The 25710-nt window shown below is 43.5% G+C and carries 23 protein-coding genes; 12 read left to right on the top strand and 11 right to left on the bottom strand.

Features of this window, described 5'->3' with window-relative positions; translation table 11 throughout:
* Window positions 1-144: 144 nt before the first annotated feature.
* Entirely contained in the window at window positions 145-2958 is a 2814-nt protein-coding gene (locus OSCIL6407_RS0123780; protein WP_007356558.1) for a BPTD_3080 family restriction endonuclease, read from the top strand.
* A 317-nt stretch (window positions 2959-3275) separates the two neighbouring features.
* Here the strand turns inward: OSCIL6407_RS0123780 and OSCIL6407_RS0123775 are convergent, their stop codons facing one another.
* Window positions 3276-4994 (bottom strand): alpha/beta hydrolase, encoded by a 1719-nt coding sequence (locus tag OSCIL6407_RS0123775; RefSeq protein ID WP_019487753.1) that lies wholly within the window; start codon window positions 4992-4994, stop codon window positions 3276-3278.
* A gap of 243 nt (window positions 4995-5237) precedes the next feature.
* Here OSCIL6407_RS0123775 and OSCIL6407_RS0123770 point away from each other — a divergent pair, with 243 nt between their 5' ends.
* Window positions 5238-6218, top strand: coding sequence for an Npun_R2479 family HD domain-containing metalloprotein (locus OSCIL6407_RS0123770; RefSeq protein ID WP_007356560.1), 981 nt, complete (start codon window positions 5238-5240; stop codon window positions 6216-6218).
* Window positions 6219-6525: 307 nt separating this feature from the next.
* The gene (gene ligA, locus OSCIL6407_RS0123765) at window positions 6526-8598 is read left to right on the top strand and encodes an NAD-dependent DNA ligase LigA (RefSeq protein ID WP_007356561.1); all 2073 of its coding nucleotides are present in this window, start codon (window positions 6526-6528) and stop codon (window positions 8596-8598) included.
* 18 nt (window positions 8599-8616) lie between these two features.
* On the opposite strand, the gene OSCIL6407_RS37305 is transcribed toward ligA, so the two are convergent.
* Window positions 8617-8769: a hypothetical protein gene (locus OSCIL6407_RS37305; protein WP_155523423.1), complete on the bottom strand. Its 153-nt coding sequence runs from the start codon at window positions 8767-8769 to the stop codon at window positions 8617-8619.
* 112 nt (window positions 8770-8881) lie between these two features.
* Complete coding sequence (cynS, locus tag OSCIL6407_RS0123755; protein WP_019487750.1) at window positions 8882-9325, bottom strand: cyanase; 444 nt, start codon at window positions 9323-9325, stop codon at window positions 8882-8884.
* 278 nt (window positions 9326-9603) lie between these two features.
* Here cynS and OSCIL6407_RS36550 point away from each other — a divergent pair, with 278 nt between their 5' ends.
* The 5 genes from OSCIL6407_RS36550 (at window position 9604) to OSCIL6407_RS0123735 (ending at window position 15941) form a co-directional block, all read left to right on the top strand.
* Window positions 9604-9852, top strand: coding sequence for a hypothetical protein (locus OSCIL6407_RS36550; protein WP_007353836.1), 249 nt, complete (start codon window positions 9604-9606; stop codon window positions 9850-9852).
* Window positions 9853-9860: 8 nt separating this feature from the next.
* A complete protein-coding gene (locus tag OSCIL6407_RS0123750) occupies window positions 9861-10205 on the top strand; it encodes a slr1659 superfamily regulator (protein WP_007353837.1) in 345 nt (114 codons plus the stop codon).
* Window positions 10206-10315: 110 nt separating this feature from the next.
* Window positions 10316-12442 carry an ATP-binding protein gene (locus tag OSCIL6407_RS0123745; RefSeq protein WP_007353838.1) on the top strand — a complete coding sequence of 709 codons (2127 nt, stop codon included), beginning with the start codon at window positions 10316-10318 and terminating at the stop codon, window positions 12440-12442.
* A gap of 280 nt (window positions 12443-12722) precedes the next feature.
* On the top strand, window positions 12723-12923 hold the full coding sequence (locus OSCIL6407_RS0123740; protein WP_007353839.1) for a hypothetical protein: 201 nt from the start codon (window positions 12723-12725) through the stop codon (window positions 12921-12923).
* 39 nt (window positions 12924-12962) lie between these two features.
* Entirely contained in the window at window positions 12963-15941 is a 2979-nt protein-coding gene (locus OSCIL6407_RS0123735) for a PAS domain S-box protein (RefSeq protein ID WP_007353840.1), read from the top strand.
* Window positions 15942-16120: 179 nt separating this feature from the next.
* Here OSCIL6407_RS0123735 and OSCIL6407_RS0123730 read toward each other — a convergent pair whose 3' ends face one another.
* The 4 genes from OSCIL6407_RS0123730 to OSCIL6407_RS0123715 form a co-directional block, all read right to left on the bottom strand.
* Window positions 16121-16579: a VOC family protein gene (locus tag OSCIL6407_RS0123730; protein WP_019487749.1), complete on the bottom strand. Its 459-nt coding sequence runs from the start codon at window positions 16577-16579 to the stop codon at window positions 16121-16123.
* Between the two features lie 263 nt (window positions 16580-16842).
* Window positions 16843-17328, bottom strand: a complete 486-nt coding sequence (locus OSCIL6407_RS0123725; RefSeq protein WP_007353842.1) for a glutathione peroxidase — start codon at window positions 17326-17328, stop codon at window positions 16843-16845.
* A gap of 45 nt (window positions 17329-17373) precedes the next feature.
* The gene (locus OSCIL6407_RS0123720; protein ID WP_019487748.1) at window positions 17374-17895 is read right to left on the bottom strand and encodes a DUF1499 domain-containing protein; all 522 of its coding nucleotides are present in this window, start codon (window positions 17893-17895) and stop codon (window positions 17374-17376) included.
* A gap of 206 nt (window positions 17896-18101) precedes the next feature.
* Entirely contained in the window at window positions 18102-19025 is a 924-nt protein-coding gene (locus tag OSCIL6407_RS0123715) for a DMT family transporter (protein ID WP_007353844.1), read from the bottom strand.
* A gap of 188 nt (window positions 19026-19213) precedes the next feature.
* Between OSCIL6407_RS0123715 and msrA the strand changes: the two genes are divergently transcribed.
* Entirely contained in the window at window positions 19214-19690 is a 477-nt protein-coding gene (gene msrA / locus OSCIL6407_RS0123710) for a peptide-methionine (S)-S-oxide reductase MsrA (RefSeq protein WP_007353845.1), read from the top strand.
* A gap of 207 nt (window positions 19691-19897) precedes the next feature.
* Here the strand turns inward: msrA and OSCIL6407_RS0123705 are convergent, their stop codons facing one another.
* A complete protein-coding gene (locus OSCIL6407_RS0123705) occupies window positions 19898-20263 on the bottom strand; it encodes a Mo-dependent nitrogenase C-terminal domain-containing protein (protein WP_007353846.1) in 366 nt (121 codons plus the stop codon).
* A gap of 372 nt (window positions 20264-20635) precedes the next feature.
* Here OSCIL6407_RS0123705 and OSCIL6407_RS0123700 point away from each other — a divergent pair, with 372 nt between their 5' ends.
* The 3 genes from OSCIL6407_RS0123700 (at window position 20636) to rpsU (ending at window position 23363) form a co-directional block, all read left to right on the top strand.
* The gene (locus OSCIL6407_RS0123700) at window positions 20636-22321 is read left to right on the top strand and encodes a tetratricopeptide repeat protein (RefSeq protein WP_007353848.1); all 1686 of its coding nucleotides are present in this window, start codon (window positions 20636-20638) and stop codon (window positions 22319-22321) included.
* A 402-nt stretch (window positions 22322-22723) separates the two neighbouring features.
* Window positions 22724-23029 (top strand): RNA recognition motif domain-containing protein, encoded by a 306-nt coding sequence (locus OSCIL6407_RS0123695; RefSeq protein WP_007353850.1) that lies wholly within the window; start codon window positions 22724-22726, stop codon window positions 23027-23029.
* 145 nt (window positions 23030-23174) lie between these two features.
* Window positions 23175-23363, top strand: a complete 189-nt coding sequence (gene rpsU / locus OSCIL6407_RS32895; RefSeq protein ID WP_007353851.1) for a 30S ribosomal protein S21 — start codon at window positions 23175-23177, stop codon at window positions 23361-23363.
* 263 nt (window positions 23364-23626) lie between these two features.
* Here rpsU and OSCIL6407_RS0123685 read toward each other — a convergent pair whose 3' ends face one another.
* The 3 genes from OSCIL6407_RS0123685 to OSCIL6407_RS0123675 are packed head-to-tail and all read right to left on the bottom strand — an operon-like array spanning window position 23627 to window position 25671.
* Window positions 23627-25006 (bottom strand): AtzE family amidohydrolase, encoded by a 1380-nt coding sequence (locus OSCIL6407_RS0123685; protein ID WP_019487747.1) that lies wholly within the window; start codon window positions 25004-25006, stop codon window positions 23627-23629.
* Window positions 25007-25032: 26 nt separating this feature from the next.
* Window positions 25033-25209, bottom strand: a complete 177-nt coding sequence (locus OSCIL6407_RS32890) for a DUF4089 domain-containing protein (protein WP_007353853.1) — start codon at window positions 25207-25209, stop codon at window positions 25033-25035.
* 3 nt (window positions 25210-25212) lie between these two features.
* Window positions 25213-25671, bottom strand: coding sequence for a KGK domain-containing protein (locus OSCIL6407_RS0123675; RefSeq protein WP_007353854.1), 459 nt, complete (start codon window positions 25669-25671; stop codon window positions 25213-25215).
* Between the last annotated feature and the right edge of the window lie 39 nt (window positions 25672-25710).

Here is a 25710-nt window from a genome sequence, read left to right as displayed (position 1 = left end):
TACTAAAAAGCGTTTTACTATAATAAGATTTCGATCCAGCCGTCTTATTTCACTGGAATAACATAAGACAGGAAAACCTCAAACTTTGTCCCGCAGTTACCCAATTATGCGATCTGGTTGATACGTCCAACAAATTGAAGCATTATGTCATCAAAAACTACGATCGATCAACTCATTATCAATTCTCCCTACGAAGAACCGCAAAAATATTGGCACTACGATCGCACTTCTCGCCTATTCAACCTAGCAGCAGGAAGACGACCCGCAGGCTATATTATTGCTTCCGAAAACTCTAAAACTTCCGACGATGCCGGTAAATTTGTCGAGATTCCTTTAGTTAACCAAATTCGTCCCCGCGTCAAAGCTTGGTGCGATGATGGATACCCCGGTGTCACAGGCGTTACCAAGCGTCTGCTAGAACACTGGGACAAATCAGAAGAACGGGATTTTCCCTTCTTTTTCTGTCAGTTAGAAGCCATAAAAACCCTAATCTGGCTAACAGAATCCCCACCCTCTGCAAAAGTTGGTATTGATATTCCTGACGATGGCGGAAACTTCAAACGCCTGTGTTCCAAAATGGCAACAGGTTCGGGCAAAACTATCGTTATGGCGATGTTAATTGCATGGCAAATTATCAATAAAGTTACCTATCCCCAAGATCCCCGTTTTTCTAAAGCCATTTTTATTGTTGCACCTGGACTAACTGTTAGAAATCGCCTACAAGTTCTGCTTCCCTCTGCGGAAAATAACTACTATGAAATATTCAATATTGTGCCTCTGGGATTATTCGATAAAATTCGTCAAGGGAAAGTTTTAATCCGCAACTGGCACGCCTTGAATTGGGAAACTGAAGAACAAATAAAAAAGAAGAAAGGAGTTGATAAACGCGGTGCAAAAAGTAACGAAGCCTACGCTAGAGAAGTATTAGGAGAAGTTGCCAATTCTAGCAACATTATTGTTATTAACGACGAGGCACACCACGCATGGCGCATACCTGCTGAATCCAAAATTAAAGGTATTAGTAAAGAAGAATTAGACGAGGCTACAAAATGGGTTGGTGGACTCGATCGCATTCATCAAGCTAGAAAAATTCTCACCTGTTTTGACTTTTCTGCCACACCCTTTGCACCCTCTGGTAAAAAGAGTTCAGAAGAAGCTTTATTTGGCTGGATTGTTAGCGATTTTGGCTTAAATGATGCCATTGAATCTGGCTTAGTTAAAACTCCTCGCGTGGTGATTCGTGACGATAGCAAATTAACAAAAGACTATAAATCTCGCCTTTATCATCTCTATCGAGATCCCGAAGTTTATGATGATATCAATCGTAAAGCTAAACCTGATGAATCCCTCCCGGATTTGCTGGCTAACGGCTATCTTTTACTCGGAAAAGATTGGCTAGAAACGGCGAAATCATGGCAAGAATCGGGGCATAAAGTTCCACCAGCCATGATTTCTATTGCTAACCGTACCGAAACTGCGGCTAGAATTAAATATGCTTTCGATCATCACAAAATTCATATCGAAGAACTCTGTAACTCAGAACGCACTTTACACATTGATTCTAATGTTTTAAAAATGGCAGAATCCCAAGAAGAAAGTACCGAAATCCAAGATACAGCCGCAGAAAATAGCGAAGATGATAACTCTGAGGATGAACCTATTCGCAAACTTTCAAAGAAAGAACAAGCAGAACTTTTACGAAAAACAGTTGATACAGTTGGTCAACTTGGAAAGCCTGGGGAACAAATTCAAAATGTTATTTCTGTTGGGATGTTATCTGAAGGTTGGGACGCTAAAACTGTAACGCATATTATGGGGATTCGCGCATTCACCAGCCAACTTCTCTGCGAACAAGTCGTAGGTAGAGGTTTACGGAGAACTACTTACGACATCAACCCAGAAACAAACCTACTTGAAGCCGAATATGTTAATATTTTTGGTGTTCCTTTTACCTTTCTTCCCCACGAATCTACCGAAGGAACTCCACCCCCACCACCTAATCCTAAAACTGAAATTAAACCCGATCCTGAAAAACAGCAGTTTGAAATGAGGTTTCCCAATATTGTCCGCATTGATTATATTTATAAACCAGAACTAAAACTCGATTTGAGTCAGATTAAACCTTTAAAGTTAGATGCCTATGACAATAGCACACAAGCAGATCTCGCCGCTATTTTGGATGGTAAACCGGATGTGACCAGAATTGAGACGATCAACTTAGAAGATTTGGGTGAAAAATTTCGGATGCAAAAAATTGCTTTTGAAGCTGCCAGAGATATTTTTGACCAGATGAAACCTGGTTGGCAAGGTAATCGAGAATACTTACTAGCCAAACTGATTCGATTAGTCGAAGAATTTATCCAGTCAGATTTCATCGAAATTAATCCACCATTATTTAGTTTGGATGAAATTAAACGGCGGATTCTGATTACTCTCAATATGAGTAAAATTGTTCAGCACATTTGGCAAGCTATTTATTTAGAAAATACAGAAGTAATTGAACCAGTATTCGATCCAGAACATCCCATCCGTTCTACATCTGATATGCGTCCCTGGCATACAGGTAAACCTTGCGAGTATACCCAAAAATCCCATATTAATTGTTGCATTTTTGATAGTACATGGGAAGCCAGCGAAGCTTTTGAACTGGATCGGAATGACTATGTTGATGCTTGGGTGAAAAACGATCATCTGGGATTTGAAATTTTGTATATTTTTGATGGAATTGTGCGTAAATATCGCCCCGATTTCATTATCCGACTGAAAAATGGCAATTTCTTGATTTTGGAAACCAAAGGACAACCAACTCGCCAAGATGAGGCTAAATGGGGATTTTTAGATCGGTGGATTCAAGCTGTTAATCAGCATGGTGGCTTTGGTTATTGGCAACTTGAAGTCTCAAGAAATCCATCTGACGTTAGGCTAATTTTGGAGAAAACTGCATTTCAGTCGAGATAAATTTACTTGTTTTTGGGGAAAATATTATCTTTCCCAAACTGATGACTTGACCTAAAGCGGTTATAAACCTGTTCATCCGCTTAATCACCGCACCTAAAGCGATCGCATCCCACCAAAATCGCTAAAATTCCCACTTAATCTGTAAAGTAGTGTCAGCTAATTCCAAATATAGCAACCGCCACAACGGTTAGGACACTTGCTCATGGCTCAAACCATTGACTCTCTTCCCCCTTTTCCCTTCTTTCTCTTCTTTCCCTAGCCCCTAGCCCCTAGCCCTGAGCATCGTAACCGCCCTGGCGGTTGCTATACCTTGACCCTCAAGGCTTCGCAGGGGCCGGCTGAGGTGGAGATGCAGGAAGAGTGGGGCTGCTTTTACCGCTGAGCAACTGCTCGAGCTGCTCCTTACTCAGCGATCGCAAAATACTTAGGCCCAACACATCTTTACTAATTCCTTTGATATAAGAAGGTTGGAGATAACGGCGGAAATTTTGGTCGTTAGCCAGATAGGTTTCCATAAAAGCCACACTCAATCCGTTAAGATAGCGACGAGCTAAGGCCGGTTCGGGGCCAATAGCATTAGTAGGAACCCGGAAAACACTCTCAGGGGATTCATCGATCGTCGAGAAATGTGTGCCGTTGTTGAGCAGTACGAGATATTTCTCAGGGTTTGTTAGCCAGGTAAAGGGTTGAATCTGTTCGAGCACCGCTGGTGCAACTGTATCGGCAGTGGCAGCTAAAATCATTACAGGGACTTGAATTTGGCTGAGGTTTGATTCGCCTAGAATGCTGCTGACAATCGGATTGATGGCGATCGCAGCTTTAACCCGGCTATCGCTCAAATTGTAATCCCGACGGCGCAGAGTTTGAGCGCGACATTGAAGCAGTAACGAAATATTCCAAGTATCGAACTCTTGCTCGCAATCCTTATCTAGTTGCTCAAAATTAATCCCTCCCCCCGCTAAAGCCAAAGCTGTATAGCCGCCGAAAGACTGACCGATTACCCCCACTCGCTGCAAGTCCATTTTTCCTTGATATTTGGGGTCAGATGCAGGAAGGGTATCTAGGAAATCGAGCAGATCCTTAATATCTAGAGGGCGATCGACAAATTCTGTAGGTTGGGCCACCTCACTTGCTCTACCTACCACCAAGTTCTGCAACTGTTGAGAACTGCTACCGGGATGTTCCGGGACAGCAACGGCAAATCCGTAAGAGGCCAAATGTTCGGCTAAATAGGCAAAGGAGTAGCGGTCTGAGCCTAAACCGTGAGAAATGACAATTAATGGTGCCGGTAATGACCCGCCTGTAGGCAAATACAGATCGAAGGGAAAACTACGCCCCTGGCGGTTTTTACTCATCATTGTCAGAGAAACTTTTTCCCAACTCAGCGCCCCCCGTCGGTCTGGAGTTTGGAACTCGGAAAGGTTAACTGCTGGTTCCGATGCAGCTTGGGCGTTTGCCAACTCGATTACTCCTGCGATCGCTCGGTTTGACCTATTTACCAAAGCCGTTAGCTGATTAACCAGTTCTAACCCCCGTGCAATATCGATCCGAATCCCATAAGTCGGAAATTTTTTGAGCACATTGATCGGTGTCAAACCCTCTGCATCTGCCGCTGCTAGAATTAACGCCGCTCGAATTGCATAAAAACCAGGCTGTCGCCCCTTTGTCTGCACGACTCGCCCCAAACGTTCCAGCAACACTTCACCTTGGGGGGTGTAAAGGAACTGAGAAATAGTCACGGGGCTGACTTCGGCCTTTGCTTGCAGTGCCTGTCGCAACTGAGCTAGCTGCTGCTGGTTGGCGTACTGAGCGAAGCCATCCCAAGTGTGATCGATTACGCCTGTCTGCACAAACAGCTCTAAAGACTCTATGGGCACTGAAATTTCCAGGGGGCCATAAGTCACGTAAACTCGCTGTGCTCCCAAGGCCGGGGCAGCAGCCAGAACCGCAATGCTGCACAACCCCAAGTATCTCAGGGCGATCGGCCGCACCGCGCGTTTTGCTCCTTCAGACAGACTCCTTAACAGACGGTTCATAACTCTGACACCTAGCAGTTCTCTCACCATCATCTAATAGTACAGAGCCAGATGAGATTCTGTGGGATTTAGGTTATGGTGAGTATATAACTCTAAAAATATTCTCTGGTGCATCGGTAGTTCGCAAATACTACTCAATCCGATTTATGTCAACTTATACGCGATCGCCAATTATTATTTATGCAACTACCTAAAACTTCCTGATTGATTTTCGCCCTTAAAGCTTGAGTGAGAGAAATCACAATGTTTAATGCAACTGCGATCCTAATTGACGCTTTCGTGCAAGAGCTACAGGCTGGATACCGCCGTACCTACGGTAAATATAAGCCGGATTACCCCGATATCATTGCCTGGGCGGGGAACATGGCTCTGGAAAACATCGCTAATTGCGACGCTCTCTATCACAATGTCGAACACAGTATGTTAGTTGCCCTAGTAGGACAGGACATCCTCCGGGGCAAACACATCCGCGAAGGGGGTGTCTCCCCTGAAGACTGGCTACACTATATCATTTCTTTGTTGTCTCACGACATCGGTTATGTCAAAGGTGTTTGCCGCCAAGACCAAGAAGCTGTTGGACTCTACGCCACTGGCATTGATGGAGGAATGGTTTCGATACCAATTGGTGCAACTTCTGCCAGTCTCACACCTTATCATGTTGACCGAGGTAAATTAGTAATCGATGAGCGTTTTGGTGGCCACAAACTAATTGATGCCGAACAAATTAAACGCAATATTGAACTGACTCGCTTCCCTGTACCTGCTGGTGAAACTCATCAAGATCGGCATAATTATTCGGGACTTGCTCGCGCCGCTGACTTAATTGGCCAACTTAGCGATCCGAATTATTTGCGAAAAATTAGTGCTCTTTTCTACGAGTTTGAAGAAGTCGGCACTAATAAAATCTTAGGCTATAAATCCCCCGGAGATTTGCGGCGGAATTATGCCAAATTTTACTGGAACGGCGTTTTTCCTTACATCCCTGCCGCTTTGAGTTACTTAGAATTGACTCAAGGAGGAAAACAAATTATCGCCAATCTCTACGCGAATGTATTTCAGGTAGAACACGCAGAACCCCTAGCTTTGAAACGTGCGGCTGTTGAAGAACTCTTTAAACCGGAAACTAATGGCAGTTTGAATGGTGACAGTGAAAATGGTGATGGTTTTGCGAGTGTCGCCACTGAAACCCGTAAGTTTAGTGACTTCTCGAATCTGAATTTGTGAGGAATTAGTCAGAATTTAGATTCAACTAAGAAGAGGAGTCAATTTTAGGATGAAATACTTTCTCCTGATTTCTGACTCCTTATTTATTCCTTAAGTAGTCGGACATAATTAAACATAAGGTGGGCGCTCGCCGCAACCAGCCTGTAAATCATAGCTAAATCCAATTAAAAATTAAAAGTTAAAAATCAAAAAGGAAATCAATTAAATTTTTAATTTTTAATTTTACATTTTTAATTCTTGAGAGAGGCGAGCGCCCACCCTACGCTTCATTGTGTCCATCTATTTAATTTAAAATCTAAAATTGATTATGATGCCAGAAGTTCAGCAACGAGTCCAACAATTGAGAAAACAATTACAGGAAGCTAGCTATGCTTACTATGTTCTGGATACGCCAATTATGCCAGATGAGGTGTACGATCGCCTCTATCGCGAACTACAAGAACTAGAAACCCAACATCCCGAATTAATCAGCCTGGAAAGTCCCACTCAGCGAGTTGGAGAAAAACCAGCCACCCACTTTTCCAGCGTTAGACATAATATCCCTCTCTACAGTTTAGAAAACGCTTTCAATATTGAGGAATTTATCAAATGGGAGGAACGTTGGCAGAGGGGAATCGGGACTAATGAGGGGGAATTGGCAACAGGAAACACTCTGGAATCAAGTCAAAAAACCTCCCCAGTCTCCAAATATGTTTGCGAGTTAAAAATTGATGGTTCTGCTTTAGCCCTAACTTATGAAAATGGCATTTTAGTCCGAGGTGCAACACGCGGAGATGGCGTTACTGGTGAAGAAATCACCCAAAATGTCAAGACAATTCGCTCGATACCATTACAACTACAATTAGAAGATTGTCCACCATTGGTAGAAGTTCGAGGAGAGGCCTTTTTATCCTTAGCTGTGTTTGAAGAAATCAATCAAGAACGAGAAAAATCTGGCGATTCCCTATTTGCTAATCCTCGCAATGCCGCCGCAGGTACATTGCGGCAATTAGATTCAAAAATTGTGGCTAAACGCCGTTTAGATTTCTTTGCTTATACGCTACAAATACCAGGTAAAGAAGATATTGAGGTCGCAGATACTCAGTGTAAATCTTTGGAATTATTGCAACAAATGGGGTTTAAAGTCAATCCCAATCGGCAACTTTGTCTTGCTTTGGATGAAGTTCGGGAATATTACCAATATTGGGATATCGAACGGCGAAACTTGCCTTATATGACGGATGGAGTTGTTGTTAAAATTAATGACTTACGATTGCAAAAACAACTAGGTTTTACTCAGAAATTCCCCCGCTGGGCCGTCGCCCTCAAGTATCCCGCTGAGGAAGCCCCTACTTTAGTTGAGTCAATCGCAGTTTCCGTAGGGAGAACCGGGGCGCTAACGCCAGTTGCAGAGTTAAAACCGGTGCAGTTAGCGGGTACAACTGTTTCCAGGGCGACGCTACACAATAGCGATCGCATTTTATCCTTAAATATCCACATTGGCGATACAGTAATTGTTCGCAAAGCTGGTGAAATTATCCCGGAAGTAGTACGGGTTTTACCTGAACTGCGCCCGGAAGGTGCTCAATCCTTTCAAATGCCTAGTTGCTGTCCAGAATGCGGCCAACCAGTTGTCAGAGAAAAAGGTGAGGCGGTTACTCGCTGTATTAATACATCTTGTCCAGCTATTTTAAGGGGTGCGCTGATTCATTTTTGTAGCCGAGATGCAGTAGATATTAATGGCATTGGTGAAAAATTAGTGCAGCAGTTAGTTGATAGTAATTTAGTGCATTCTGTGGCAGATATCTATGATTTAACTGTGGAAAGATTGATGAATTTAGAAAGAATGGGCAAGAAGTTAGCCGATAAATTAGTTGGGGCAATTGCTAATTCTAAGACTCAACCTTGGTCAAGGATATTGTACGGTTTAGGCATTCGTCATGTGGGCAGTGTTAATGCCGTATTGTTAACAGAAAGGTTTCCCGATGTCGAACAGTTAGCAGCGGCATCTGCGGCGACTATTGAGGGAGTTTATGGTATTGGCCCAGAAATTGCCCAGTCTGTATATCAATGGTTTCAAGTACCTGCAAATCAGAATTTAATTGAACGTCTGAAAGTTGCGGGGTTACAACTGAAGTCAGAAGCAACTAGCAACAAGGTAGAAGGTAAAAATTTGTTGTTGGCAGGTAAAGTTTTTGTAATTACGGGAACTTTGCCAACGCTAAAGCGAGATGAAGCGAAAGAGTTGATTCAAAAAGCTGGGGGAAAAGTTACAAATTCTGTTAGTGCTAAAACTAACTATTTAGTTGTAGGTGAAGATGCCGGTTCTAAGTTAGAAAAAGCTCAAGAATTGGGAATTGTGCAACTTTCAGAAGCTCAATTATTAGAAATGATTAAGTAGAAAGAAGAAAAGAAGGGGCTAGGGGCTAGGGGCTAGGGAAAGAGGAAGAGAGAGGGAAGATGGGGGAGAGGGGGGAGATGGGGAGGATGGGGAAGATAGGGAAGATGGGGGAGATGGGGGAGATGGGGAGGATGGGGGAGATGGGGAGGATGTGTAATTAGCAATTAGCAATTAGCAATTAGCAATTAGCAATTAGCAATTAGCAATTAGCCATTAGCCATTAGCCATTAGCCATTAGCCATTAGCCATTAGCCATTACCAATTACCAATTACCAATTACCAATTACCACTTCTTATAAGCCAAGAATTTACCAGACATGATGACCTTAACGCGATCGCCTTTAGGATCTTCTTCTTTTTCAACGTCAAGAGTAAAATCAATGGCGCTCATAATGCCATCGCCGAATTTTTCGTGAATTATTGCTTTCAGAGGCATCCCATACACTTGCATAATTTCATAGAAGCGATAAATCAGCGGATCTACGGGAATAACCGGCTCCAGGGAACCTTTTAAGGGTGGTTCTGTTAAGCTTTGAGCTACACTGTTATCTAACCCTAAAACTGATACAATTTTCTCCGCTTCATCTTCAGAAGCAGTAGCTTGACGGTAAAACACCGCCGCAATCCAAACCTCATCGCGCCCGACAATTTTTTCTAACTCACCAAAGGTAATACCCTTAGCTTTTTTAGCAGACAAAAGTTTCTCTGTGATTTCTGAAATTGCCATTAGACGCTCCTGGATGACGGCTAGACTGCATTTTGTACAGGCAGAGGTAAGAGTGAATTAAACTAAATAATACTTCCCTTTTAAGGGCTGCCTGAAAGCTGACATTACTATAATTAGATTTTGTTACTATTGTCAATAGCAAAAAAATATGGATTTTCACATTTTTAGATACGGTTGTGTTCTAAACTAATAGTATTTGAGCGTGGAAAACAGAAATTGGGAATTGGTTGGGATTTACGCATAATCACGCATATATTGACATGAGAGGCAATTGAGAATTGAATGCCCAGTCAGGAGATGACTGGTCAACAGTACCCAGCCCTGTTAGTAAGGTAAAGTCTCCAACCTCCTCTGGCCCCTTTCCCACATCTCGGCGCTTTGGCCCCTCTATGCCCTCCGGTACGCTCGGCGAAGCCCCCCTCCCGCAGCAAGAGTTACCAGCAGTAAGTGGAGATCCACTAACACCTCAAAAGTCCCCCTACGGACTAAATTACCCATTAAAATCGCAACTCACCTGTGACAACTAGCACGCACTATGGAGATCAAGAGTAAAGATTACTGCATTTGGTACGACAGCGCTACTGAGACAATTACCTGCCAGGGTTCATTCCGGCTGAGTAAAATGGAAGAGTACGCGCCCATCGTGCAGTTGCTCAATGATGTGGCTGACGCACAGCCAAAGAAAATTACTTTGGATTTGCGAGAGCTAGAATTTTTAAATAGTTCTGGAATCAACATTCTGTCTAAGTTTGTGATCAGGGTGCGCCAGCAAAAGAATATTCAGATTGCGGTACGAGGATCTCAGGAGATACTCTGGCAGGGAAAATCGTTGAAGAACTTGCAGCGACTAATGCCTTCCTTAGAATTGGAACTGGAATAAGGAAGGAAAATGCTGTAACGGAATATGGGGGATAGGCCATACTTAGTAATGAGCGGCAAACAAGAATTAACGCTAAAGACAAACTGCCAGTTCGCAATTACCCAAAACCCATGCAGGAAGAAGAATTGTCAAAGGAACAGCTAATTTTGGAGGTTTTACGTCTGCGCTCGGAAATTACTGAGCTTAAGAGTGAAAGAGCTGACCTGGAAATCTTGCTGGAGACTACTACTGAACACTCCGATCGCGTGGAAGCTCAACTGCAAGGGTTTGCAGAGTCGGTATTGCGGGAGAGCGAAGAGCGATTTCGAGCGATCGCCCAAGCAACTCCCGTACCAGTGCTGATCGCTCGCGTGGCCGACGGGAAGATACTCTATGCCAACGCTCAATTTTCTGCTCTCCTGGGCATATCCCTTGAAGACTTGATCGATCGCTATACTCCAGATTTTTACTGGGATCGGAGCGATCGCGAGAAGGTACTCGACGCACTTTCGCGAGACGGGTACGTTCAGAATTGGGAAATGCAAGCCAAAAAAGTAGACGGTACACCGTTCTGGGTAATGGTATCCGTCCAACCCCTGACCTTCAGCGGTCAACCAGCGGCACTATTTGCCCTCTACGACCTCACTAAGCGCAAAGCGGGCGAACAAGTCCTGCTCAACAGTGAAAGACGGCTCCGCCGTCAGAGTCTGGCACTATTGGAACTTGGCAGAGAAAGGACTCTTAACTCTGGGGATCTCAATGCTGCAATTCGCGAAATCACTGAAACGGCCGCCCACACCCTAGAAGTAGATAAAGTCAGCCTGTGGCTATATAACGATTTTAGATTTACCGTTCGTTCCGCAGAGTCTCAAATAGATTTAGGATTGGGCGTGAGTGCAGATAGCCAAACAGAGGCCAATACTGCTTTGCTGGCAAAAAATTTAGACGAACAGCCTTATTTTGTGAAGTCTAAAAAGCCTAATCTAAAATTAGTTTGCCTCGACCTCTACGAACGTAGTAGCGATCGCCACTGGAACCGTTTAGAAATCTCGACCAGCGATTTGAGAGCTGGCTTTTTAGATACCTCCTTAGAGAATGCTGAGGAGCATTTCGGATTGCCTCTGCCTGAGACACTTCTGGCTCAAAACTCTTTAAAGGAATTGTACTCAAAAGAAGCAGAAATCTTCTCTCCAAGGCCTACAGACGAGAGCGCGAACTCATCAACTTTAAATGTACCAATTCGGCTAGGCGGCCAGATCGTGGGCATAGTTTCCCACGAACATATCGGCCCTCCCCGTCAGTGGGCCTTGGAGGAGCGCACTTTTGCTGATTCTCTAGCGAATTTGGTTGCCTTAGCAATAGAAGGCTTTGAACGGCAGAGAGCGCAGCAGGCATTATCTAAGGCGAAGCAGGAACTAGAACTAACTGTCGAAAATCGCACTGTTCAGCTCAAGAGTGCTAATAAGTTACTCCGATTCGAGATTGCTGAGCGCAAAAGAGCGGAAGTAGCTTTGCAAGAAGCACTGCACAAAGCAGAAGCAGCTTCCAGAGCAAAAAGCACTTTCTTAGCTAATATGAGCCACGAGTTGCGAACTCCTCTGAATGCCATTATTGGTTACAGCGAAATGTTAGAAGAATTAGCCTCTGATGAAGGGCTTGAAGATTTGCTCCCCGATATTCAAAAAATTCGCAGTGCTGGCAAACATTTGCTAACTTTGATTAACGATATCCTTGACCTATCTAAAATTGAAGCAGGTAAAATGGAACTTTACCTGGAGAGTTTTGACCTTGCGGATTTGGTCGGTGATGTCATCGCCACTCTGCATCCCCTAGCTCACAAAAACTCCAATAAATTGGAAGTGTCTTGCTGTAGCGATCTAGGAGTAGTGTTCACTGACTTAACTAAGGTGCGGCAAATTCTTTTTAACTTACTCTCTAATGCCCTTAAGTTTACTGAAAATGGAACTGTGCGGCTAAGTGCAACTCGCGAAATGGGTAGCAATAGTGATTGGGTTTATTTATGCGTAGCTGATACGGGTATTGGTATGTCAGTGGAACAACAGCAGTGTTTGTTTGAGGTCTTCAATCAAGGAGATGCTTCGACAACGCGCAAGTATGGTGGTACCGGACTCGGATTGGCGATTAGCCGTCGCTTTTGCCAGATGATGGGGGGTGATATTACAGTGGAAAGCGAGTTGGGGGTGGGTTCTACTTTTACTGTTCACCTTAAGGCAAAAATAGAAAATAAAGTTGAGTAAAGTAGGAGTTACACCAGAATTGCTTTTCGGAAGCGATCGCTTGTGTTGTCATCCTCCCTTAAGTAGATTGCTTAGCTGCACTCTAAATAACATTTTTCTTCTACTTCTGCCTTCTGCATAGCTGCCTTCTGCTATAGATTATAGATCCAAGGCTCGATCCATATTTGGCGATCGCTACCTTCTGTGACCAAGATCCCATCTTGGCTTTGCTATCTATCACAAACCTGCATTTTAGAGGCACTTAAAATATGACTAGCAAGTAGATCGGGAGTGCAGCACTATGACTAAACCTTGCAATCAACCCCTAAAAGCCAACCCTTTTACCGCTGACCGCGATCCCGATACAGGTAAGTGGACTGTCAAAAAGATCGCTGAGCAAAATTACAAATCTGACTCTCACCTTAATCTAGTTCAACCATCAGGATCGATCGATAACATCCATGTTAAAAGCCATCTAAAGATAGGCGTAGCGCCAGAATAGGAGGCTGCCAAATTGTTAAAATCTCAAAATTAAAAATTAATGAAATTTTCAATATCTCACCTCGTAAAATTTTTGTGGGTAGACCGGCCAACTCGCCAGCGGGGGACAATAATTCTTGCCATTCCCGTAACTTGTCTGTTCGCCTCAGTGATCGCCATTGCCTGGGTGCGCGATCGCACTCTCAGCACAAGAGCCCAGATAGAAAAGAGCAACCAGGTACTACTACAAACTGACCGTTTGCTCAAAACTGCGGTAGATGCTGAGACGGGAATGCGAGGTTACGGTCTGACGCAGCGTCCAGAATTTCTAGACCCGTATTTAAAAGCAAAAGCAAATTTGCCTCAATTGCTCAAAGAACTCAGAGTGATGGTGCAAGAAAATCCAGCACAGTTACAGCGATTTGAAGAAATTAAAAAAAGTACCCAGCAAGAATTAATTTTTTTGGAAAATACGCTCAAAAGTTTTGATAGTTTAGGCAGAGAAATTGAAATGTCGCCTCAACTAACTAACATTCTGCTCAAAGGCAAATTGCAGATGGATACCCTGCGGCAGCAAATTAATAATTTTGTTGTCAGTCAGAAAGAGTTCCAGGCTATTATAGATGAAGAAAGACGGCATTGGGTCGATCTCACCAATTTTGTACAAATAGCCGCTTTATTTGTCGGTTTGCTTGGCGGCGGAGCTTCCTGGTATTTATTTGACCGTTTAGACAGGGAATTAACAAACCGAGAAGCTAGTTTGCAAGAGAGTAAAACTCGCATTCAAGCAGTGGTAGACAACGCCGCTGATGGTATTCTCACCTTGGACGAGCAGGGTAATATTGAGTCATTCAATCTCGCTGCTGAGAAGATTTTTGGCTGGGAAGGGAAAGAAGTCATTGGTCAGAATCTCAGGAAACTAATAGCTAAGCCTGCCCACGAAGATAGCACGGGGAATTATCTTCAAAACTTTTTAACAAATTCTACTGCAAAACTCAACATTTGTCAGCAAGAAATCCAGGGAATCCGCAAAAATGGGGCAACCTTCCCAATGGAGTTAGCGGTGAGCGAAATGCGGCTAGCTTCGGGGCGACTATTTATTGGGATTTGTCGCGATATTACCGAGCGCAAAGAAGCTGAAAAAACCCTCCGCAAACAATCGCAACTGTTAGATTTAGCGAATGATTCGATTACAGTGCTTGACCTAAATGATGATATTGCTGATTGGAATCAGGGAGCTAGAAGGCTCTACGGATGGCGGAAATCGGAAGTAATGGGAAAGAATATTCACACGCTTTTGCAAACAGAATTTCCTGAATCTCTACCCAAAATTAAGGCAGCATTTCTACGGGATGGAGCTTGGGAAGGCGAACTCCTACACACTAAGCAAGATGGTTCAAAAGTAACAGTAGCAAGCCGTTGGACTTTGCAACGGGACGAAGATGGTCTTCCCTTAGCTAGCTTACAAATAAATAACGATATTAGCGATCGCAAAATCGCGGAATTTGCATTGCGAGATTCTCAGCAAATGTTGCAATTAGTGATGGACAACATTCCGCAGTTTATCTACTGGAAAGACAGAGATTTTATCTATCGAGGTTGTAATCAAAACTTTGCCCGTATTCTTGGTTTAAAAAGTCCCACAGATATCATCGGACTGACAGATTACGATTTGCCTATTCCCGAAGAACAAGCTGAACACTACCGCGCAATCAGCCGCGACATTCTCGAAACTAATACTCCCCAATATCACTTACTTAAAACTTTTACTTCTGCACTGCCAAATAGCTCGACAATGTGGGTTGATGTTAGCAAAGTTCCTCTGACAAATGGGGAAGATAGTGTAATCGGAATTATGTGTAGTTTCGAGGATATCACCGACCGCAAACAGGCTGAGGTGGCTATTGCTGAAAGCGAGCAACGTTTCCGGTCTACTTTTGAGCAGGCGGCTGTGGGAATAGCCCAGACAAATATGGAAGGCAAGTTACTGTTGGTTAATCAAAAGTTTTGCGATATTTTGGGTTACAGTCGGGAAGAACTGCTAGAAAATAAGTTTCAGAATATTACTCATCCAGAGGACTTAAAAATTGAGCTGGCCTATATAAACCAACTGTTAACAGGGGAACTTAATATCTATTCGATGGAAAAGCGTTTTCTCCGCAAAAATGGGGAATTAGTATGGGGCAATTTGACTGTTTCCCTACTACGCGAGCAAGATGGTGGCGAATACTTAATGGCAGTTGTTGAAGATATCAGAGAGCGTAAAGAAGCTCAAGAAGCACTACAAAAACGCGCTCAAGAATTGGCAAAGACAACTAGAATATTAAGTCAAACAGCAACAGTTTTGAGAAAGCGAAATCAGGAATTAGATCAATTTGCTTATGTCGTTTCCCATGATTTGAAAGCGCCGCTAAGAGCAATTGCCAACCTTAGTAGTTGGATAGAAGAAGACCTCAGCGAAGCGATGACTGAGGATACTCAACATCAAATGAATCTATTGCGGGGTCGAGTTCACCGTATGGAAGCTTTGATCGATGCACTACTACAATATTCCCGCGTCGGACGCATCCAAACAGCCTCAGAAATTGTAAATGTGGCAAGTTTATTAGCAGAAATTATCGATTCTATCGCGCCGCCAGAGAGTTTGAAGGTGGAAGTCGGATCGGGAATGCCAATATTGACGACAGAAAGGGTATTATTACAGCAAGTTTTTGCTAATCTAATTAGTAATGCAGTCAAACATCACAGCAGCAAATCGGGTTCTGTGAAAATATCCCTTGAAGAGAAGGAAGATTTTTACGAGTTTGCTGTAACGGATGATGGCCCTGGAATTGCTCCTCAATATCATGATAAAGTTTTTGTCATCTTCCAAACTTTGGAAGCTCGCGATAAAGTTGAAAATACAGGCATTGGTTTATCGCTAGTGAAAAAAATTGTAGAAAATCAAGGGGGAACTATTAAACTCGAATCGAGTGAAGGTCAAGGAGCAACATTTCGCTTTACCTGGCCAAAACAACCTATTCGGAAGGATGATGAGTAATTTGTTGGTTGTTGTTGGTTGGTGATTGGTAATGGCTAATGGCTAATAGCTAATGGCTAATAGCTAATTACCATCTTCCCCATATCCCCCATCTCCCTATCTCCCCCGCTCAAGAGCTCCCCTGCTCCCCCTCTCTTTCCCTAGCCCTGAGCATTCTAGCCCCTAGCCCCTATTTCTTCCTATGGATCGCACCTAATTTCTATTATAAATCCATCAGGATCGTAGAAGTAGATTCCGCGTCCTGTAGGACGACTAACTGGGCCGCTATCTATGCAAACTTTATGTAAATATAGCACTTCCACTGCACTGTCAAATAATTGGGGATCGATGTCAAAGGCTAAATGATTGGCACGGGTAAAAGCTTGCTGCGGATTTGGATCTGGCGGTTTGAGTTCCGGTTCCCAAAATAGATCGATAACAGTACCGTCGGAGGTAATAAAATTGGCTACTTTTCCCGCAGCAACTAACTCTTGCAAAGTTGCAGGAACCTCTTCGCCTGTGAGCTCGTGCAGACCCAAAATTGTGCCGTAAAAATGGCGGGATGCTTTCATATCGTGGACATTTAAAGCGATGTGATGTACCCGCCGTAAGTTGCCGGGAACTAGCATAACTGTGGGAGAAGTTTGAGTAGATTGCATCATTATTAGTTTAAAATTTGAGATTTTAAATTGGGTTTAATTTGCGAGAGTTTGTCTGGTATTTCTATTTTTGTTTAGGGAAAGATGCAATCCCCTGGAACAACATAACGAGCGCACTTATCAGAATGACGAATGCAACCAAACCCACTATTAAGTCTAACGAAGCAGTATTTTCCATTTGATTAATCTCTAACTAGAAATACAGTTAACCGTTAATAGTTAACTAACAATTAACAATTAACAGTTAACAATTAACCCAAAAACTATTTAGCTAATTCCCGCTCAATGGCCGCGATTAATTCCGGCGAGTCGGGAGTCACGCTGCTGCGAAATCTGGCAACTACTTCTCCCTGCTTGTTGACTAAGAATTTCTCAAAATTCCATGAAACTTCCCCTTTTGGTTCGACCGCTTTGGTAAGCTGAGCGTAAAGAGGATGCTGCTCAGAACCTTTGGCGTGTACTTTGTCAAATAGGTCAAAAGTTACACCATAATTGATAGTACAAAATTGGACAATTTCTGAGTTCGTACCAGGTTCTTGTGCTCCATAGTCATTGCAAGGAAATCCTAAAATTCGCAGTCCCGCCGCCTGATATTTCTGGTTTAACTGCTCTAACCCAGCGTATTGAGGGGTGTAGCCGCATTTGGAAGCAAGGTTCACTATCAAGAGTACCTTACCAGCGTACTCGCCTAGTTGCTTGTCTTCGCCTGCGATCGTTTTTACTTTGATTTCGGAGATAGTGCTGGTCATCTTCAAAGAAGTTGCTAACTTTACTACTACAAATTTTACCTTAATTTAGGTTAAAAGTTGGTTGAGTTTGGCTCTCAGGGTTTCTATTCTTTTCCGGTTAACTCCTAAATCAGACTCTCCTAAACGGGAAGCTGAACGGACTTGGATTACCTTTGCCTCTTCATCATCTAGTAAGAATTCAACATCATCAACAAATCCCATTAAAGCGCTAGTAAATTCTGCATATAGGTAATTATTGGTTTCGGTGATAATTTTAGTTTTTGGTAAAGATAGAATTGATTTTTTGAGGTTAGCAATTGCATCTGTAGAGGTAGAAGTGTATGCCAAAGGTGCAATTTTATGTTCGTTATCTTGACTGAAACTGCTGACACAGTTAGGAGAATTGGGACAAGGTGCAAGTTGTCCTGACTTTACTCCCAGGTTAGTAGGTCTTTTTCCAGCAAACATTGTATTTTCTCCAGAAATGGCGAGTGTTGTCGGGAGCGCGATCGCAGTTACCACTAGCAAGGATATAATAATTACAAGCACTTTATTGAGTAATGACGATCCTGTTTCCGTTTTTTGCATGAATTAATTAAGTTAGCTTTGATGTAGAACTAATAAAATCATATCATTAATTTGGCATCTTGTAAATATAGTAGTCAGAACTTACGAAGTTTGAGGTCAGAAACCGGGTTTATTTGTAAATATCTAGTTAATAATCTTAAATATTTCCTAAAAATCCGGTTTCTTTGCACAGATTTAGTAGTATTTCTGTACTCATCTTGTTTGATTTACCGCGACTTTCCCATCGCGATTGTCATCGATCCCCCGACGACTAAAATTGCGCCTACAACTGCAAGAATTGTGAGCTGTTCCGGTGCGATTAGAGTAGGAAAAATAGCCGAAATATTCCAGACTGAAAACAGCGTAACTAAAGGTGTTAAAGCCAGCACTGCACTCACTCGTGAGGCTTCCCAGTGATCCATTGCTTCTGCAAAAGCTCCGTAAGCAATTAGAGTATTTAATGCACAAAAAAGTAGCATTCCCCAATGTAAAGGGCTGAGTGTAAGCAATAATTGGGGTGCAGCAAAGGGAGTGAATAATATAGCACAGCCTCCGTAGAGAATGAGCATAATACTTGCAGAGGGTAATTTTTGCAGAAGTTGCTTTTGAGCTAGGGCATAAACAGCCCACACTGCGGCTGCAATTACGACTATACCGCTGCCAATTAGATATTGACTTTGTGCTGAAATTAAATTGGTTAATTGCTCGTGAAAGAAGAGTGAAAAACCGAGGGTTAATACTCCTAAACCAATCCATTGATGTAGAGTATAACGTTCTTTAAAAATAACTAAGGCTCCCAATCCCATCATCACGGGAGCTAATTGAATTAAAACTTGAGTGTTAGCAGGTGAAGTTTGGGATAATCCGATTAGAAATAGCAGGTAGTTAGCTGATAGAAATACAATTGCGATTGCCATCAATCCCATATTTGTTGCCCGCAATTTTTGCAAGTCTGGTAATTGCTGGCGGGCGGCTAAATATAAGGCTAATAGTCCAAAGGATACTAGAAAACGAAACCAAGTAACGGTATAAACATCTAGGGCTTGTAGCGTTACCTTTAAAGCAATGGGCAAAACGCCCCAGAGCGATGCAGTTAAAAGCGATAAGGTCAGACCTAAACGCCATCTACCTGAACTAGAGTGGAGTTGCATTAGTATTTATGAGCCTCAGAGCAGTATTGCTCTAATGTTTATTTTTGGTTTAAGATTCAATTTTGCAGTATTTATAGCACGTTGGCTTCATGCAAATGGGTGATATTATGGGAGTTATGGTCAAGTTTTGGTCAGCATAGTTGGGTAAGGCCCAAGGCAGAAAGCAATCAAAGTGTAAAGAGAAAATCATGCTAGAAAAAGCAACATTTGCCGCTGGTTGTTTCTGGGGTGTTGAAGAAACTTTTCGCGATATCAAGGGTGTCGCTTCGACTTGTGTGGGATATACGGGAGGACACTGGTCAAATCCTTGCTATTTGGACGTTTGTGCTAGAGTTACGGGTCATGCTGAAGCGGTAGAGGTGGAATTTGACTGTAGTGTTGTTAGTTATGAGCAACTCCTAGAGGTATTTTGGAATTGCCACGATCCGACGCAGTTAAATCGGCAAGGGCCAGACAGAGGAGAACAGTACCGTTCTGTTATTTTCTATCGCAATCTAGAACAAGAGCAAGCTGCGATTGCTTCTAAACGGAAGCTCCAACTCTCCGGGAGATATGATAACCAAATTGTGACAAAAATTCAACCAGCAAATGAGTTTTGGTTAGCTGAAGACTACCACCAGCAATATTTATATAAAAAACGGCATGGCATACAGCCGTCAACATAAACTTAAAACTGAGTAAACAAGGAGAAACTGGGAATTAGCGATCGAGAAACAAGCCTGGGAAGATGAGAGAATAAAGCTATAACTGGGAATGAGATCGATCGACTTTTGCAAAAGGTCTAGTTACCAATTAAAGGTAAGGTGGGCGATCGCCCACCTTACAATTAACAATTAACAGTTAACAGTTAACAGTTAACAGTTAACAGGTATTTAGCAATAGCGCGTCACATCTTCGCCACACACATCCGCCAAATAGCACAAAGCTCGAAAACGCAGAGCAACCAATTCATCGTAAAGCGGGTTGAGCTTGCATAAGGGGGGGATGTGAAACAGTTGACGACCAAAAAGCTTGACAGTGCGCTCAAATGGACACTGCGCTGGAATTAGCTTGCACAGTCTGTGAGCCAATTTGGGGCTTTTAACTTCTATGCTGTCAAGCCATTGACGCAGGGGGCGCAGAGGATCGCAGGGTTGCGGCTGGGCAGTTGTGGGGAGATTAACAGCGCTTTCCTCTTTAGGAATCCATACCGGTATTGCTACAATTCGGTCAGATATGGTATATTCGGACACATTCATACTTCTCTTTTTCCTTTCTTGCAACGAGGTGCAAAGCACTCTGTGTTGAGTATCTACAGGGTGTCGCTTAGCGATACCGGATTTGTAGTGTCTCGATTAAATTGACTTGTCTGGGAATGGGTACTTGAGTTTTAAGCTCAGGTATGGTTTTTTGTCGTACTTTATTGTGTACCTCTAAGATTCTGACGCAGATTACCCTAAATGTTCCATAGTGAAACTACGGAATTTTAGAAGAAAGACATAAAGTTTCTAAATAGATGAGCTTTCTTAGGGCTGTAGTTTGCTGTAGAATTGGGCTGGGGCAAATAATTAAATTAAAAATTAAAAATTAAAAATTAAAAGCTAAAAAAGTTGTAAATTCTGGGTTGTAATATGACATCGCCAACTTCTGCCACTGATAGCTCATCTAGTTCTAAATCTCCTCCTATGTCGCTGTCTGGAGCTTTGAGCATTTTTACAGCGTTCCCAGAGTACAGCCAAGGTAATAGGCTCTATGGTTTGGGAAGGTATGAAGCGGCGGTGCATCATTACGAGAAAGCGGTTGAAGTTAAACCGGACTGGTGTCAGGCTTGGTTGCAGCTAGCTACGGTGCTGAGGAAATTGCATCGGTATGATGTTGTTGTTGTTTGCTGCGATCGCGCCATTGGTATTAAACCAGAAAGCTATAAGGCTTGGGTGTTGCGAGGGAGCGCTTTGTTGAGCTTGCACCAATATCAAGAAGCTCTAGTTTCTTTCGAGCAAGCAACTCAAATTCAACCGCAAAATTATGAAGCGTGGCACTACCGGGGACGAGCTCTAGAGGAATTGCATCAGTACCAAACAGCGGCTGCTTGCTATAGAAAAGCGATCGAAATTAAGCCAAATTTACCTACAATCTGGTATCGCCAAGGCTGTACGCTGCTGCACGGCGATCGCTATGCTGAGGCTGTGGCTGCTTTTGAGCGAGTAGTTAAACTCCAGCCTGGTAACGCTGAAGCTTGGTTTTACAGAGGTTTGGCGTTAATGAAAGCGCTGCGGTACGCTGAGTCTGTGAGTTCTTACGATCGAGCGGTGCAACTGCAACCAGAAAATTATCAAGCTTGGTTTAATCGCGGAATTGCTTTGGAGAAATTGCACCGATACGCAGAAGCGGTGAATTCTTACGATCGCGTGATTCAATTGCAGCCGGGAGACAGCGAAGCCTGGTTTTATAAAGGTATGGCGCTTAAGCATTTGCGACCGGATGCGGCGATCGCAACTTTAAATCAGGCGATTAAAATTAATCCCAATTTTCCCGAATTGTGGATCGGTTTCGGTCAAGTTCTATCGGAGGCGGGACACTGGGAAGGAGCGATCGCTTCCTTTGATAAGGCAACTCAACTCAATCCGAATTTCCCCGAAGCTTGGCTGGGAAGAGGTTTAGCTTTAGCAGGAATGGAACATTACAGAGAAGCGATTATTGCTTATAGTAATGCCCTGCAACTGAAAGGCGATTTCTTAGAAGCTTGGAACTACAGGGGTGAGGCTTTGGAAAAGTTGCATCGCTACGAAGAAGCGATCGCCTGTTTTGATAAAGTGATTGCCATGACTTCAGAGTTGGATATTTCTTCTAAGGTGGGGTTTCAGCGGGGTGCGGCCTTAGAAAAGTTGGAACGTTATGCAGAAGCGATCGCTGCTTATGACCAGGTACTTCTCCTTCAGCCAGATAATTTTGAAGCTTGGTTGAAGCGGGGAAATGCCTTAGCCTTAATGCAACGCTATGAAGATGCTTTGATTGCTTACAACCAAGGAATTGCAATCTGGCCAGATAACTATCAAGTCTGGTTGCAGCGTGGTAAGAATTTAGCAAAATTGGAAAGATGTCAAGAGGCGATCGCTGCTTTTGATAAAGTGATTCAACTCAAACCGGACAACTGCGAAGCTTGGTTAAAACGGGGTGATGTTCTGCAAAAATTGCAGCGGTTTCAAGATGCGATTAGTTCTTATGGTGTGGCTTTAGAAATTCAGCCTGATTATTATGAAGCGCTAGTAAGTAGAGAGGAATTAAGGGTTAAGGGTGTAATTAGTGGGAAGTTTTGAGTCTTCCGATATGGACAGCAATCGAGACAAAATAACTGCAAGCAAATTTTAGCAAGGGCGATCGCGGCCGGATTGGTTTCGATATTTACACTTGGGCTAAAAAAATGCGTGTCGATCTTGCCCAAAAACCCTTTGAGACTTATTTTTGGGGTACGGTAGTGGGAAGTACAATTAAAAATTAAAAATTAAAAATTAAAATTGGGGAGAAAAAAATTGACTTTTGGGAAAAAGCTTAATATTAATTAATGAAATTTTATGATTTAGAGCTAGTTCATTTCAATTTTTTTGTGTTATAGTCGTAGTCTAAGGATTGAGTTCGGTTGCGTAGTGTGTTTGTATTTATGTACAGGCGTCTCTCCGAATCTAAATCTCTACAACCTCTGATTCTGGAGAAGTTCATCAATGTCTATTTACGTAGGTAATCTTTCCTACCAAGTCACGTCAGAAGACCTGACCGAGGTATTTGCCGAGTACGGCACCGTAAGTCGCGTGCAGTTGCCCGTAGACCGGGAAACTGGACGGATGCGTGGTTTCGGATTCGTGGAAATGGCCAGCGAAGCGGAAGAAGCGGCTGCGATCGCAGCTCTTGATGGCGCTGAGTGGATGGGTCGCGACTTGAAGGTGAACAAGGCTAAGCCTCGCGAAGACCGCCGTTCCTCTGGCGGTGGTGGCTGGGGTAACAACAATCGCTCTTCTCGCCGCTTCTAAGATTGGGGACTGAAATTTTCAGTCTATCTAAGTTAGTCAAAGAGGACAGATGTGGGGTCTGTCCTCTTTCACGCGCGATCGCAACTGTTTAATGAAGCCAATTTAGCGTAAATTAATAATTGAGTCAGTGTATTGAGGATATAGAATGACACAAGTTGTAATAGGCGAAAATGAAGGGATTGAGTCAGCCCTCCGTCGATTTAAGCGGCAAGTTTCCAAAGCGGGCATTTTTCCAGACATGAGAAAGCACCGTCACTTTGAGACTCCCCTGGAAAAGCGCAAGCGTAAAGCGATCGCCAGACGGCCTAAGAGACGTTTTCAGCGTTCCAACTAATTCTAGAACTCGCTGGATGGCAAAAGAGCATAGAGGCTAAAAGCCATAGACTTGCGTTCCCAGGTAGAACCTGGGAACCAAATAGGGCTAGGGAAGATGGAAGAGGGGCTAGGGGCTAGGGGCTAGGGAAGAGGGAAGAGGGAAGAGGGAAAAGCTTGACGAAGTAAGGGATTATGAACCAGAGGTAACACGCTTGAGTTACCCTAACTGCTAAGAAGGTTGCTATATTAATTTTGTTAATTTTAAGAAGCTTAATTTAATTGTTAAATTTTACTGCTGACGATTCCTTCAGATTCTAACATCGCAGCGACTCGCAGGATAAGAGCTTCATTGTAAGGTGCGGCAATAATTTGTACCCCTAATGGCAAAGCATTAGGCCGCTGGATGGGTACTGAGGCGATCGGCAAACCAATAAATGAGAGAGGTTGAGTAAATATACCCAAATTGGGGCGAATTACCACTTCTTCACCTGCTATTGTCATCTTTTCAAGGCCGATGGGTGGAGCGCAAATGGGGGTTGCTGGCGCTAAAATGATGTCAACATTCTGGAAGATTTCACGGACGCGATCGCGATACCATTGTCTGAAACGCTGTGCTTGAATGTACCAAGTAGCAGGGATGAGTGCGCCTGCGAGGAAGCGATCGCGAGTGGCGGGATCGAAGTCTTGGGGGCGCGATCGCAAATTCGCTAAATGCAAATTTGCCCCTTCACAGGCCGTAATTACAAACGCCGCAGCCCTAGCCCGGTGAGCTTCTGGTATAGTCACTGTAGCCGTACAATTTAAAGCACGGGCAACGGTTTCAACGGCTGCTAAGGCCTCTGGTTCCGCACCTTGGGCAAAATAGCCATCAGCAACAGCAATTCTTAAGCCTTCAATTCCCCGGCTTAATTGGGGCAAGCATAATTCTGGGGGGCGGTTGGTACAAACGGGATCTGCCGGATCGCTGCCTTGTAATATATCATAAACCGCAGCAATATCTCTAACCGATCGCGCAAAAGGCCCGACATGATCTAAGCTTCCCACAAAGGGGTATGCGCCGGCCCTTGACAAACGGCCATAAGTAGGCTTTAAGCCAAAGATACCACAGAGAGCAGAGGGTACGCGGATGGAACCGTTGGTATCTGAACCCAGACTGAGGGGTACTAAACCTCCAGCGACGGCTGCGGCGGAACCACCACTGGAACCGCCAGCGACGCGGGTGGTATCGTGGGGGTTGCGGGTGGGGCCATAGTGGCTGTTTTCGGTGACGAAGCCGTAGGCGTACTCGTCCATATTTTGAGCGCCTACGAGTATCGCGCCTGCTTGTTTGAGTCTGGTAACAAGGGTTGCGTCGCTGGTGGCTGGAGGGGTTTCCTGGTTAATTTTAGCGCCGGCGAGGGTGGTGACTCCGGCGATGTCGAAGAGGTTTTTAACGGCGAAGGGTACGCCTGCTAAGGGGCCAGGGTTTTGATGGAGTGCGATTGCTTTATCGATTTTATCAGCATCAGCTAAGGCTGTATCAGCGGTGACAGTAGTAAAACAGTTGAGGGTTTTATCCTTAGCGGTAATGCGTTCTAAAGCGGCTGTTACGACTGCTTTAGCTGTGATTTTACCGGTTTTAATGGCTTCTGCTGTAGCGACGGCATCATCTGGGTTTGACATATCTGGGCTCATCTGCGGTTAAAAAATCAAGGCTCAAACACTGGTGCAGATTCTATTTCCTCTGGTAAGCTAAATTCTGTAACAATTTGTGCGATCGCGGTTATTCTTTCAAAATTAGCGATCGTACCGGGACGGTGTTCGGGGTTTAACGGTAGTTGGATTAGTTCGGCTGTGCGATCGACGTATTCTTCTATATTATTCATGGTTTAGTTATCCTCTTTTACTTCGGGGTTACTTAATTTTTTGTATTCCTCGGATTGTCTGATTTCATCCAATTCATCTAAGATAGATAGAGATTCATCTGGCTTGTCTGGAAAGAATTCTAAATCAATTTGAATAACAGCTTTGTTTTTTTCTGGCTCTTGTATAGAAGTTGATATTCTGATTTTACCTTCTTCCCACCCTTGAACTCCACCAACTTTCAAAAGCTTACACTCTATCGGTACAGATTTCAAGTGAATATCGTTAAAACGCAACGAAACAGGCGGAAATGATAAACTACATAAATCAGATTTAACTCTATATGCTGATGTATATTTATACCACTCCAAAAAACGAGAGAAAAATTCTGTTTTTATTAACTCCTTGAATTTCCCTCCTGTAAAGGTATCTGCATCAAACAACAAAACATCATCACTCATTAAGCGGTAAAATTCTTCACTCATAATTAAGTGGGGCTTGCCTCAGCATCACAACATTAGCAT

Origin of the sequence: Kamptonema formosum PCC 6407, assembly GCF_000332155.1 — a bacterium.
GTDB lineage: Bacteria > Cyanobacteriota > Cyanobacteriia > Cyanobacteriales > Microcoleaceae > Kamptonema > Kamptonema formosum.
Note: the sequence above shows the minus strand (reverse complement) of the source record. Positions and strands in the feature narration are given on the sequence as shown.